This window comes from Rhodoluna sp. (assembly GCF_024639375.1).
Classification (GTDB): domain Bacteria; phylum Actinomycetota; class Actinomycetes; order Actinomycetales; family Microbacteriaceae; genus Rhodoluna.
In genome coordinates, this window is record NZ_JAHEIM010000011.1 from 37,409 (window position 1) to 50,516 (window position 13,108).

The 13,108-nt window shown below is 52.4% G+C and carries 11 protein-coding genes and 3 tRNA genes; 6 read left to right on the forward strand and 8 right to left on the reverse strand.

Going from position 1 to position 13,108, the window contains the following annotated elements:
* Position 1: 1 nt before the first annotated feature.
* The 7 genes from Q0L28_RS04765 to Q0L28_RS04795 form a co-directional block, all read right to left on the reverse strand.
* Entirely contained in the window at positions 2-2,086 is a 2,085-nt protein-coding gene (locus tag Q0L28_RS04765; protein ID WP_296632353.1) for an APC family permease, read from the reverse strand.
* 35 nt (positions 2,087-2,121) lie between these two features.
* The gene (locus tag Q0L28_RS04770) at positions 2,122-3,789 is read right to left on the reverse strand and encodes a DHA2 family efflux MFS transporter permease subunit (protein ID WP_296632355.1); all 1,668 of its coding nucleotides are present in this window, start codon (positions 3,787-3,789) and stop codon (positions 2,122-2,124) included.
* Between the two features lie 25 nt (positions 3,790-3,814).
* The gene (locus tag Q0L28_RS04775; RefSeq protein WP_296632357.1) at positions 3,815-4,675 is read right to left on the reverse strand and encodes a DMT family transporter; all 861 of its coding nucleotides are present in this window, start codon (positions 4,673-4,675) and stop codon (positions 3,815-3,817) included.
* Positions 4,676-4,695: 20 nt separating this feature from the next.
* Entirely contained in the window at positions 4,696-5,745 is a 1,050-nt protein-coding gene (locus tag Q0L28_RS04780; protein WP_296632359.1) for an NAD(P)-dependent alcohol dehydrogenase, read from the reverse strand.
* Between the two features lie 66 nt (positions 5,746-5,811).
* A tRNA-Phe gene (locus Q0L28_RS04785) sits at positions 5,812-5,884 on the reverse strand.
* Between the two features lie 59 nt (positions 5,885-5,943).
* Positions 5,944-6,017: transfer RNA gene (locus Q0L28_RS04790), tRNA-Asp, on the reverse strand.
* Positions 6,018-6,044: 27 nt separating this feature from the next.
* Positions 6,045-6,120: transfer RNA gene (locus Q0L28_RS04795), tRNA-Glu, on the reverse strand.
* A gap of 82 nt (positions 6,121-6,202) precedes the next feature.
* On the opposite strand from Q0L28_RS04795, the gene Q0L28_RS04800 reads away from it, so the two are divergent.
* Complete coding sequence (locus tag Q0L28_RS04800) at positions 6,203-7,402, forward strand: NlpC/P60 family protein (RefSeq protein WP_296632361.1); 1,200 nt, start codon at positions 6,203-6,205, stop codon at positions 7,400-7,402.
* A gap of 54 nt (positions 7,403-7,456) precedes the next feature.
* On the opposite strand, the gene ppa is transcribed toward Q0L28_RS04800, so the two are convergent.
* A complete protein-coding gene (gene ppa / locus Q0L28_RS04805) occupies positions 7,457-7,936 on the reverse strand; it encodes an inorganic diphosphatase (protein WP_296632364.1) in 480 nt (159 codons plus the stop codon).
* A gap of 89 nt (positions 7,937-8,025) precedes the next feature.
* Here ppa and tilS point away from each other — a divergent pair, with 89 nt between their 5' ends.
* Genes tilS through folP form a run of 5 tightly spaced genes read left to right on the forward strand, consistent with a single transcriptional unit; the run spans position 8,026 to position 13,095 of the window.
* Positions 8,026-9,039 carry a tRNA lysidine(34) synthetase TilS gene (gene tilS / locus Q0L28_RS04810; protein WP_296632365.1) on the forward strand — a complete coding sequence of 338 codons (1,014 nt, stop codon included), beginning with the start codon at positions 8,026-8,028 and terminating at the stop codon, positions 9,037-9,039.
* Positions 9,040-9,591, forward strand: coding sequence for a hypoxanthine phosphoribosyltransferase (hpt, locus tag Q0L28_RS04815; protein WP_296632367.1), 552 nt, complete (start codon positions 9,040-9,042; stop codon positions 9,589-9,591).
* 25 nt (positions 9,592-9,616) lie between these two features.
* Positions 9,617-11,674 (forward strand): ATP-dependent zinc metalloprotease FtsH, encoded by a 2,058-nt coding sequence (gene ftsH, locus Q0L28_RS04820; protein ID WP_296632370.1) that lies wholly within the window; start codon positions 9,617-9,619, stop codon positions 11,672-11,674.
* Positions 11,675-11,683: 9 nt separating this feature from the next.
* Positions 11,684-12,235 carry a GTP cyclohydrolase I FolE gene (folE, locus tag Q0L28_RS04825; protein WP_296632537.1) on the forward strand — a complete coding sequence of 184 codons (552 nt, stop codon included), beginning with the start codon at positions 11,684-11,686 and terminating at the stop codon, positions 12,233-12,235.
* Positions 12,232-13,095, forward strand: a complete 864-nt coding sequence (gene folP / locus Q0L28_RS04830) for a dihydropteroate synthase (protein WP_296632376.1) — start codon at positions 12,232-12,234, stop codon at positions 13,093-13,095. The genes folE and folP overlap by 4 nt, the downstream gene beginning before the upstream one ends.
* Positions 13,096-13,108: the final 13 nt, after the last annotated feature.

Genomic DNA, 13,108 nt, shown 5'->3' on the forward strand with positions numbered 1-13,108 from the left:
ACTAGTCTTCGTCGATGCGCTTTGCACGAACGCGGGCAACGGTGTTACGAGCATTGCCGTGACGGCGAGGTGCTGGTCGCACTAGACCACGACGTGCATCACCTGGCAGTGGGCGACGAGCAAAGATGTCTTTGTATTCCGCAGACTCAAGGCGCCAAGGCACAAGGGTAACCATCACGCCGCGAAGGTACATAAGTTGTTTGCGCAAACGGCCGGCACGGTGGTTGTGCAAGATGTGCTCCCACCAGTGACCAACAACAAGCTTTGGCAAGTAAACGGAAATGCGTTCGCTGCCGTTGTTCTTGCGGTGCTCTTGCAAGAACTCAATTAGCGGCTCAGAAAATTCACGATAAGGCGACTCAATAATGCGCAGTGGCAAACCAAGTTCGTTCTCGTACTTCTTCCATTCGGCTGCAAACTTCTTAGCACTTTCAGGGTCGATTGCAACGTGCAGTGCTTCAAGGTGCGTGTGACGTGAAGACAGCGCGTAATCCAAAGCCTTTAGCTGAGGCTTGTTTAGTTTGTCCATCAGCACAACTGCGTAGTCGCCCTTGGCGCCAAACTGAGTTTCGCCATCCATCTTAATTTCGCGCTCAACCTGCATGTAGTAGCGGTTGGTGTAGAACATCACCAAGAACAGAATCGGCATGATGATGAAAACCATCCAAGCACCGTGTGAGAACTTGGTAATAGTTACGATTACCAAAACCGAACCGGTCATCACGGCACCGAGTCCGTTGATCAAAATGCCAGAGATGCCCTCCTTGCGATGAGCGGTGTTCTGCTCATCGGTGAGCTTCTTCTTTGGCTTCATGAGCTTGCCCCAGTGCTTGAGCATGCCAATCTGGCCAATGGTGAACGAGGTAAATACACCCAAAACATAAAGCTGAATCAGTGCGGTAACCGAAGCTTGGAACACGATGATCATTACGAGTGATGCCAGCATCAGCGAAAGCATTCCGTTTGAGTAAACCAAACGGTCACCGCGGGTCATCAGAGCCTTAGGTGCGAATTTGTCTTTAGCCAAGACTGAAGAAAGAAGCGGGAACCCGTTGAATGCGGTGTTTGCTGCCAACAACAAAATTGCGGTGGCTGCTGCTTGCAACACATAGAACAAGATTGAGCCCGGGCCAAACACTGCCACACCAATCTGAGCCATTACTGAAAGCTGAGGTGCAGTGGCACACTCCTTCCAGTCAGGCAATTGCTCACAAGGGAACTCGGCGTAGTGCACCTGAGAGATGAGAGCCAGGCTGATTACACCGATGAACATCAAGATCGCCACGATGCCCATAAGCATCAAGGTCTTTTGTGCGTTGAGAATCTTTGGCTTTCTAAAAGCCTGAACACCGTTGGCGATTGCCTCAACACCGGTTAGCGCAGCAGCACCAGATGCAAATGCGCGCAGCAGCAGCAAAATCATGGCCGCTTGCGTGGTGCCGGCAACAGCATCTTCAATGTGCACTGCATATTGCGCCGATGGTGCGGTGATTGGTTCGCCGGCAATGAGCTTCACAATCGCGGCACCAATCATCACGAACACAGTCAAGATAAATAGGTAAGTAGGAATCGCGAATGCAACACCAGATTCACGAACACCGCGAAGGTTTACAACGGTCAACAAAATAATGAACCCAACTGCGATCTCAACGCGATATGGGTCCAGGGTAGGAAAAGCCGAAATTAGGTTGTCTGTTCCAGAAGCAATCGAAACTGCAACAGTCATCACATAGTCAAGCAACAAAGCCGAAGCCACAACGAGTGCGGGCTTTTTGCCAAGGTTCTTCATGGCAACTTCATAGTCACCACCACCAGAGGGGTAGGCCTTGATTACTTTTCGGTAGCTAAGGATGATGACGCTTAGCAACAAGACAACAACAGCCGCGATGCCCGGCGCGAAAGCTAAGAAGCTCACACCTCCGAGGGTCAGAATCATCAAGAGTTCTTGCGGACCATAAGCAACCGATGAAAGTGGGTCGCTAGAAAAAATCGGTAGCGCAATGAACTTAGGAAGTAGCTGACCTTCTAGGTTTTTGCTCGAAAGCTTTTTGCCCAGAAACCAACGTTTTGGCTGTATTTCATTCACGAGGAGAAACTCTACTCCTCTAAAAAGAACGAGATTTAGCCTTGGGCTACTTCTGCCTCTTCGGCCTCTTCTTCAGGCTTGCGAGCCTTTGAACCAAGGTTGAAAGTAGCAGCAAAACCAAGTGCCAAGAAACCAGCAGCAGCCCAGCCAGCAGCCTTTACACCATCGGTAAATCCATCTCTAGCGGCATTTTCAATAGCATCGGCAGTCGACTGAGGTGCGCCGGCTGCAACCAATGAAGGCGAAATGCTTGGGATGTTTGAACCGGCTGAGTCGACCACCGGCAACGCAATTGCCTGTGCCAGTGATGCGCGGTCGGCAGGCGAACTGCTCTGCAGTGCATCGAGGTCAATGATGCGTGCCTCAATTGCGCTCTGGCTTGAGGTGAACAGGATTGTTCCCAATACGGCGATGCCGAGGGCTGAACCGATCTGGCGAACGGTGCTCTGTGAGCCCGATGCCTGACCAATTTTTTGAACCGGAACATCAACCATGATTACGCCGGTAAGTTGTGCTGTTGCCAAACCAACACCGATTCCGTAAAGAAGCAGGAAGGGCGCAACTTGCAACCAGCCGCCAGCTTGTGATGCAACCAAAGCGATACCGGCCACACCAACCATCTCAAGTGCAACACCAAGGCGAACCGCATAGGTTGCCGGCAACTTGCCCGACATTGCGCCGCCCACTGCTGAGGCAAGGAAGGCTCCACCGGCAAGCCACAACAAAACCAAACCAGAAGAAATTGCGCTTAGGCCTTCAACGTTTTGCAACCAAAGTGGAATTGCAAACAAAAGACCGAACTCACCCATAGAAATAATGAGTGCTGCGATTGAACCGTTGCGGAAACTTGCAATTTTGAAAAGTTGAAGATCAAGCAGCACGTTCTTGTGAGCGCGCTCTCGGCGGCGCTCCCACGCAACGAAAAGAAAGAAGAAAACAGCCGACCACATGAAGGCAACCGGAATGATTGAGATGCCGTCGGTGCGCCACGCGAAAGAACCAATTTCGAATGGGTGGTTAGCGTTAGCCATCCACCAGCCGTAGGCGCGACCTTCGATAAGGGCAAACACCAAAGTGGCAAACATGAACACCGAAATGATTGCGCCAACAAAGTCAACGCCACCTTCGCGGTGAGCTTGCTTTGACTCGCGCACGAAAATCAAAAGACCGATCACGATTGCGATTCCGATTGGTGCGTTGATGTTGAATGCCCAGCGCCAGCTGAAATCAGTCGCCAGCCAGCCGCCAAGCACAGGGCCTACGGCGACCATGCCGCCGATGGTTGAACCCCAAATTGCAAAGGCAATGCCGCGCTCTTTGCCTTCAAAGTTTGCATTTACCAAAGACAAGGTGGTTGGCAAAACCATTGCACCGCCAACACCCTGAACCACACGAGCCAAAATCATTGAAGTGGCATCGGTGCTAAAACCTGCCCAAATCGAAGCACCAATAAAGATGGCGATACCGATTAGAAGAATGAGTCGACGACCAAATCTGTCGGCCAAAGAGCCCCACACCAAAAGCAGAGAGGCGAATACGAGCACGTAGCTCTCTTGAACCCACTGCACCTCGGATGAGTTGAGCTGCAGATCGGTGATTACCGCCGGAAAGATTGTGTTGACGATGGTGCCGTCGATGATGACAAGTGAGATGGCCATCGAAATGAAGATGAGGCCGATCCAGCGATTAGGTGTTTTAGACATGTGCCAAATCTACTTTGGTTATTGACTAGGCAATGGCAAGCACGGCGCTGGCCGCAAGCGCCAACAAAATGCCCAGCTGCTGAGTGCGGGCGATTTTTTCTTTCAAGAGGATGCGGGCCAAAATTATGGTGCCCAGCGGGTAGAGCGCGGTTAGAACACTGACCACCGAAAGCGAACCAACGCGGGTTGCCAACAAGAAGGTGACGTTGGCCGAGGCGTCTAAGAAGCCAGTGGCCGAAACCAGCAGCCACCACTTGATGCCAATAGGTTCGCGGGTTGCTGCGGTACCTCGAGTGCGCAAATACGAAATCAAAACAAAGGCACCCAAAAGCGTGATGGCGACGGTTCGCAAAGTGATGAGTGCAGCCAGACCAGAGTTGCGCGGAAACGCATCCATAGCAATCATCACGAAGCCAATGCCAACACCTGCACCAACTGAAAACCAAATGGCTCGAACCGACGGCAACCGCACGTCATCGCCGGGAACAAAACCAACTAACACAACCGCTATCAAAATTACGGCGAGTGCCACAAAGCCCAGAGCAGAGAAGCGGTCACCCTGCGCAAAGCCAACAATCATCGGCACGATTGCCGAGATCACTGCGCCAAGTGGCGAGACGATTGAAATTGGACCAAGTGCCAAACTCGCATAAAGGCACGCGATGCCAAATGCCGAAGCGATGCCACCCAGCACGCCCCACAGCAAACCTTCGGATGAGAAATTGGCACCAAGATAGATGCTGAAAAAACACAACAACACCAAACCAGAACAACCGGCAACAAATGTGACGGTGATCGGTTTGATTTTCTTGGCTGCGATTGCGCCGGCAAAGTCGGCAAAGCCATAAACCAGTGAGGTTATGAATCCGAGGACTATGGCCGTCATTTAATTTCGCGCAGTCGAAATTAAATTGTTTGTGCGTCGATCACAAAGCGATAGCGAACGTCGGCTGAAACAACGCGATTCCAGGCGGCGTCAATAGTTGCCGCTTCGGTTGCATCAAGAAGCTCGATGGTTGCGCCAATTTTGTGCTCGGCTGCAAAGTCAAGCATTTCTTGAACTTCAACTTGTCCACCAACCTGTGATCCACTAATTGAACGGCGGGCTCCTGTGACACCGAAGACATTGAACTCTTGGCTCTCACTCGGGAGTCCAACAAAAACCAACGAACCATCAAGCTTGATTAGCCCAAGCAAATCGTCAATTGGAATGTTTGCGCTGGTGGTGTTCAAAATGAAATCAAACTTGTTTTTGAGATCAACGAAAGTTTGCTTGTCTGCGGTGGAACGATAGTCAATTGCGCCAAATGACATTGCGTCATCTTTTTTATTTAGCGAGTGACCGAGCACTGTTACCTCGGCACCAAGGGCAACGGCAAACTTAACCGCGATGTGCCCAAGACCACCCATGCCAAGAATTGCAATCTTTTTGCCGGGTGCTGCGCCCCAGTGCTTTAGTGGTGAATAAACAGTGATTCCCGCGCAGAGCAGTGGCGCGGTCTCAGCAAGATTTACGCCGTCGGCAATGCTGACTACAAAGTGCTCGTCGGTGACAATCTCTTTTGCGTAGCCACCGTATTGAACTTCTCCGTTGTAATCGGTGGCGTTATAAGAACCAACCGGCCCCTTCTCGCAGTAGCTTTCAAGGTTTGCTTTGCAAGCATCGCATTCGCGGCATGAGTTTACGAAAACGCCAACGCCAACGGTTTGGCCAAGTTTGAATTTTGTGACCCCAGCGCCAACTTCGATTACGTGGCCCACGATTTCGTGGCCCGGAACCATTGGGAATAAGGCGCTGCCCCATTCTTCGCGGCCCTGGTGAACGTCTGAGTGGCAGATGCCCGAGTAGGCGATAGCCACTTTTACATCGGTGGTGCCAACTTCACGGCGCTCAATTGAATATTTGACCATGGCCGCTTTGGCTTGCTTGATTACTAAGGCTGGGGTAGTTGACATGTTTTCAGTCTAGGTTGCCCCTTAAAGGCAAAAACCTCATGCTCGTGAGAAGTCATGAGGTTTTCGTGGCTCCGACCGGCATCGATCCGGTGACCTAACGATTTTCAGTCGTTCGCTCTACCAACTGAGCTACAGAGCCTTGAACACAAAGTGTCCAATTTCACTAAAAGCCCTCCAAATGAAGGGCTTCGTGTGAAGCGATCCTGACGGGACTTGAACCCGCGACCTCCGCCGTGACAGGGCGGCGCGCTAACCAACTGCGCTACAGGACCATTTGTTGCTACTACTAAATCATAATTTGGTGACCCCAACGGGATTCGAACCCGTGCTACTGCCGTGAAAGGGCAGCGTCCTAGGCCACTAAACGATGGGGCCTACAAAGAGATACTTCATAGCACCAAGGGTCAAGAATAGTCGCTCCGTGGCTTTATTGCCAACCCGTGTTAGTTTCGAAGTTATGCAAATCCGTTTTTCTCGCTCGCTGATTGCCCTCGCGGCGGTCAGTGGCTTGGTTTTAACTGGATTAGCGGTGTCTCCATCATGGGCGGTGCCAAGTTATCCGAGCGCCGCTGAAGTAGCTGCGGCCCGGGGAAACGTGACAGCGAAGAAGGCCATGATTGCTCGCCTTGAAGCGGTAATTGCCGCTCAGGCCAAGCTGGCCGATGCCGCCGCAAAGGTTGCCCAGATAAAGGGAGAGGCCTTTAACCAGGCTCAAGACCAGGTAGACGCAATGACCACCAAGGTGAATGCATTGCAGAGCCAGGCCGATGCGGCCAGTGCCGCAGCTAACGAAGCCAAACAGCAACTCGGTCAAATTGCTGCGCAGATGTATCGCGATGGCTCAAGCGGCACATCGATGAATTTGTTTTTGAACTCCGGCAAAGCCGAAGACCTGCTTTACCAGTTGGGCGCCCAAGAAAAAGTTGCTCAGCAAAGCAACACAATTTATAACGCAGCAATTTTGAAACAGAACTACGCGCAAAGTGTTTCTGATGAACTTGCAGTTGCTAAAAAAGAATTGGCATCACGCGCGGCAGTTGCGAAGAGTGCGTTTGTTGAAGCAACCAATGCTGCCCAAGAAGTGCAAAACATTGTTGACGAAAGCGAACGCAAAAACAAAGTTGCCTATGCGCAGCTTGCAAATCTAAAAGACACTGCCGCAGATCTCGAACGTCAGCGAGCCGAAGGCCTTGCTGCAGAAGCCCGCCAGAACGCAGGCACCTCAATGCCGATTGCGCCTGAGCTTTACAACGTTGGCTCAGCCAACGAAGCAAAAGTTGCAACTGCAATTGCGTTTGGAAAAGAACAACTCGGTGAGCGCTATGTGCTTGGCGGAATGGGCCCAGATGTTTGGGACTGCTCGGGTCTAACCAAGGCTTCTTATGCAGCTGCCGGAATTTACATCGGCACTCACTCTGCAACAAACCAGTTCAACACCTTGGCGCAGGCACGCAAGTTGATTCCTTTGAACCAAGCGGTTGTCGGCGACCTCATGTGGTACTCACAAGAGAGTGCATTCAACGGCGACAAATATCACGTGGTGATTTTTCTCGGTGGCGGCATGATGATGGAAGCGCCGAACCCTGCGCGCACAGTGCGCATTGTGCCGTTGCGTTATGGAGAGTTGTTTCCTTACGCGGGTAGACCATCTGCCTAAGACTTAAATAAAAATCCCCAACCCGTCGGTTGGGGATTTTTTACTGCAAAACTTTTAGCCTTCGTAGCGAGCAAAGCTTTCGGCAATTAGCTTCTCGGCAACATCCTTGCCAGCCCACTCGCCAACCTTTACCCACTTGCCAGGCTCTAGGTCTTTGTAGTGCTCGAAGAAGTGCTTGATCTCATCTTTAGTTTGCTGAGGCACGTCGTTGATGTCTTGAATGTGTGACCAACGTGGGTCTTTGGTTGGAACACAAACTAACTTTTCGTCGATGCCGCCATCGTCTTCCATTGGCAAAACGCCAACTGGGCGAACGTCTACAACTACACCTGGGAACACTGGGAACTCAAGAAGCACCAAAGCGTCTAGTGGGTCGCCATCGCCACCAAGGGTCTTGTCGAAGTATCCGTAATCAACCGGGTAGACAAAAGGAGTGAACAAAACGCGGTCTAGGTGCACGCGACCGGTCTCGTGATCGACTTCATATTTGTTTCGGCTTCCGCGAGGAATCTCGATAACTACTTCGTAACCCATGGTTCTCCTAAATAGAGTTGAGGCGAGCATTGATTCGCGCGGCTGTAGGTGCTCATGCGACTAATAAAAGGTTACCGAAAAGAGCCACCATGCCAGACCGCCCAAGGCTAACGCCGGCTATTGCCGACGTTCGTCGTGCTGTGCGAGGCGCTTTGGATGCCGCCGGCCTGAATGCCAACGAATTGATCTTGGTTGCTTGCAGCGGTGGTGCCGACAGTTTGGCCCTGGCTGCCGCAACAGCGTTTGAAGCACCTCGTGCTGAATTGCGCGCCGGGGCAGTGGTGGTTGACCACCAAATGCAACCGGGTTCGGCGCAGGTAGCCGCAACAGTTGCAGAACGTCTTCGTGCTTTGGGCCTGGCGCCAGTTGAAATCAGAACCGTTGAGGTTGGCGAAGTTGGCGGGCCTGAAGCGGCGGCCCGCGATGCTCGCTATGCGGCGCTCACCGAAGCGGCTATTGAATTTGGCGCGGCCAAGGTTTTGCTGGGTCACACCCTGAATGATCAAGCCGAGACCGTGCTGCTTGGTTTGGCTCGTGGCTCAGGGGCAAGATCGCTAAATGGCATGGCCGCCGATTCGGGCAATTACCTTCGCCCACTATTGGCAATCACCCGCGAAACTACCGAAGCCTTTTGTGCCGATAGCGGCCTTGAGGTTTGGCACGACCCAATGAATAAAGATGAACGCTTTAGCCGGGTGCGGGTTCGACACAACTTGTTGCCGGCGCTTGAAACCGAGCTTGGCCCAGGGGTTGCCGAGGCATTGGCTCGAACCGCGGCCCAAATGCGCGAAGACGACGAAGTGCTAACCCAGTTGGCTGATGAGGCATTTGAACGTGTGGCCAAGCTTCAGGCCACCCAAATCAACCTCGAAGTTGCCGAGTTCGCAAAATTGCCATTGGCCATTCGTCATCGAGTTGTGCAGCGGGCAGCCGAGACCCTTGGAGCACCGATGCTTGCGCGCGTGCACATCCGCGGGGTTGACGACCTTGTGGATAGCTGGCACGGGCAAAAACCGCTCACCCTGCCAGGCATTAGAGTTGAACGAATGGGCGACCAGATCGCCCTAAAGACCACAAAAACCCTTAAGCCAGGAGCCTGCTGAGTGGACCTCTCGAAGGTAGAAAATCAAATCACCAAGGTGCTTGTCACCGAAGAGCAGATTTCAGCCAAAGTTGTTGAACTAGCTGCCGCCATAGATACGAAGTACACGGGCAAAGAAGTTTTGCTGGTTGGCGTGCTGAAGGGTGCGGTCATGTTTATGGCTGACCTATCTCGTGCGCTGCAGATTCCGGTTCAGATGGACTGGATGGCTGTTTCTAGCTACGGCTCGGGCACGGTTTCTTCTGGCGTGGTTCGAATTCTTAAAGACTTGGATGCCGACGTGCTGGGCCGTCACGTTGTGATTGTTGAAGACATCATCGATTCAGGCCTTACCTTGAGCTGGTTGGTGAGCAATCTAGAGGCTCGCGGTGCCGCTTCGGTTGAGGTAGTTGCACTGCTTCGCAAACCAGATGCAGCAAAAGTGGAAGTAAATGTCGCACTTGTTGGTTTTGATATTCCGAACGAGTTTGTAGTGGGCTATGGCCTTGACTACAACGAGAATTACCGCACGCTAAAAGGCGTTGCAGTGCTTTCACCGGCGGTTTACTCCTAGAAAGGAATGAGGCTAGTCCTCACTCATGAACTTCAAAAAAATCCTCGCGGGTCCATTCATCTGGATTTTTGTGGCCGTAATGGTGCTGCTCGTTGGTTCTTCAATGATCAGCGGCTCAGGCGTAAAGACTGTTGACACCGCATATGGCTTGAGTTTGCTAGAGCATGGCAAGGCTGAAAAGGTCACCGTGCTTGGCACCGACCAGCGCGTTGACATGACTTTGGTGCTTGAAGACGCCAAGTATGGCAAGCACGTGCAGTTCTATTACGTTGCTGCTCGTGGCCCACAGGTAGTTGAGGCAGTTGCTAACGCCCACATCACCCAGGGCTACAACGACGACGTTCAGAACACCCCTTGGTACTTGGCTCTGCTTGGCACATTGCTGCCGTTCATCATCATTGGTGCCATTTTCTGGTTCTTGATGTCTGGCCTGCAGGGCGGCAACAGCAAGGTTATGAACTTTGGCAAGTCACGCGCCAAGTTGGTTAACAAGGAGCAGTCGACTGTTACCTTTGCCGACGTAGCCGGCTCAGACGAAGCTCTTGAAGAACTACAAGAAATCAAAGAGTTCCTAAAGGAGCCAGAGAAGTTCCAAGCGGTTGGCGCCAAGATTCCTCGCGGTGTTCTTTTGTATGGCCCTCCGGGAACCGGTAAGACATTGGTTGCCAAAGCAGTTGCTGGTGAAGCCGGCGTTCCATTCTTTGCAATCTCAGGTTCTGACTTTGTTGAAATGTTTGTTGGTGTTGGTGCTTCACGCGTGCGCGATCTTTTTGAGCAGGCCAAGCAAGCTGCACCGGCAATCATCTTTGTTGACGAAATTGATGCAGTTGGTCGCCACCGCGGCGCCGGCATCGGCGGCGGCAACGACGAGCGCGAGCAGACCCTTAACCAGTTGTTGGTTGAGATGGATGGTTTTGATTCAAAGACCAACGTGATTTTGATTGCTGCAACAAACCGCCCAGACATTCTTGACCCAGCGTTGTTGCGTCCGGGTCGCTTCGACCGTCAAATTGGCGTTGGCGCTCCAGACCTTTTGGGTCGCGAGCAAATTCTTAAGGTGCACGCAAAGGGCAAGCCAATTGCTGCGGATGTTGACATGGCAAGTGTTGCTCGACGCACACCTGGTTTCACCGGTGCTGATCTGGCCAACGTTTTGAACGAAGCCGCGTTGTTGACCGCACGTCAAGACGAAAAAGAAATTACTGCAGCAACTTTGGATGAAGCAATCGATCGCGTTATCGGTGGCCCACAAAAGAAGTCACGCTTGATGCAAGACCGCGAGCGTTTGAACACCGCTTATCACGAAGCTGGTCACGCGCTTGTTGCTGCTTCGCTAAACCACAGCGACCCAGTTTCAAAGGTAACCATTTTGCCTCGTGGTCGTGCATTGGGTTACACCATGGTGTTGCCACTTGAAGATCGCTACAGCGTTTCTCGCAACCAACTGCTTGACCAAATTGCATATGCAATGGGTGGCCGCGTTGCTGAAGAAATTGTTTTTCATGACCCAACCACTGGTGCGTCAAACGACTTTGAAAAGGCAACTTCAATTGCTCGTCAAATGGTTACCCAATATGGTTTCAGCGCCAAGCTTGGCTCGGTTTCATTCGGCAACGGCGGTGAAGTTTTCATCGGTCGCGACATGGCTCAGGCTCGTGAATATTCAGAAGCAACCGCGCAGCAGATTGACCTCGAGATTCAAGCAATCTTGGATGCCGCTCACGACGAGGCCTACAAGGCTTTGAACCAGAACCGTGCAGTGCTTGACGCACTGGCTAAAGAGCTAATGGAGCGCGAGACCTTGCAGGCCGATGAGATTGCCACAATCTTCAAGCCGGTCAAGAAGCTTCCGCAGCGCCCACAGTGGTTGTCAAAGAAGAGCCGTCCGGTTTCAAAGCAGGGCCCAATTGCCATTCCGGTAAAGGGCTCGTCGGCTGCAAAGGTCAAGGCTCGCGCCGCCGCCGAAGCAGCTGAGGTTGCTAAGCCAACCCGTAAGCCTGCAGTGCGCAAGACCGCTGCACCAAAGGCTGAGGCGGCGAAGCCGGTTGCTCGCAAGACCACACCACGCAAGCCAAAGGCGTAGTTCACTGTGATTGATTCAGAACGCGTAAAGGCGGCGGTGGTTGAACTTTTGTTGGCCATCGGCGAAGACCCAACGCGTTCTGAATTGGTTGCCACCCCAGAAAAGGTGGCTGCTGCATACGGTGAATTTTTCAAAGGCGTTGGCGTTGACGCTAGTGAATCACTCGGTGAAACATTCGAAGCCGAACACAACGACGTTGTGATCTTGAAAGACATCGAATTCGTTTCGATGTGTGAACACCACCTGTTGCCATTTACAGGTGTGGCACACGTTGCCTACTTGCCAACCGATCGCGTTGTTGGTCTTGGTCGTTTGCCAAAGCTTGTTGAAATTGTTGCTGCACGACCACAGTTGCAAGAGAACCTAACTGCACAAATTGCCGATGCACTTGAACAAGGCTTGGGCACCAAGGGTGTTGTGGTGGTTATCGAAGCTCGTCACCACTGTGTAGTTTCTCGCGGTGCACGCCAGCCAGAAGCAAACACCATCACCATGGCAAGTCGTGGTTGCTATGCAGAACCAGCGGCACGCGCAGAAGTAATGGGCCTCATTTCTAAATGAGCAGTTTTCACCGGCCCCTAATTATGGGTGTGCTCAATGTCACACCAGATTCATTCAGCGATGGCGGGCAGTTCAATTCAGTTGATTCAGCACTCGACCACGCACGCCTTTTGATTATGGGTGGCGTAAACATCATTGATGTTGGTGGCGAATCAACTCGGCCAGGCGCCGCGCAAGTAAGTGCTGAAGTTGAACAGCAAAGAGTGCTGCCAGTTATCGAGGCAATCGTTGCCGAGCTGGCAACCACTGGAAATTCATCAGTGCAAATCAGCATCGACACCATGAACGCTTCGACTGCCGCTGCCGCAGTTGCTGTGGGAGCCAAAATCATCAATGACGTTTCTGGCGGTTTGGCTGATGCCAACATGTTGGCCGTTGCAGCATCCACCGGTGCCACCTTGGTAATTTCACACTGGCGCGGCTTTAGCGACACCATGGATTCGCTGGCCGATTATCAGAATGTTGCAGTTGAGGTTACCGCCGAGCTTCATCAACGAGTGGCTGCGGCCGAAGCCGCCGGAGTGGCTCGAGCCCAGATAGTGATTGACCCGGGCCTTGGCTTTGCTAAAGACATGAAGCAGAACTGGCAGTTGGTTGCCCGCCTAGATGAACTTGAGAAGCTTGGCCTGCCAATTTTGGTGGGTGCCAGCCGCAAACGATTTATTGCCGCCGCGCTGGATGCCCAGCTAGAGACCAGTGAAGACGGGCAAATTGGCAACGAGCGTCGCGATTTGGCCACTGCCGTGCTCACCGCACTGTTGATTCAACGCAAGCTTTGGGCCGTGCGGGTGCACAACGTGATTGCCACCAGCGATGCTATTGCCATGGTCGAGGCACTGCACTCGGCCGGTGAAAAATAACCCCAATTTATAG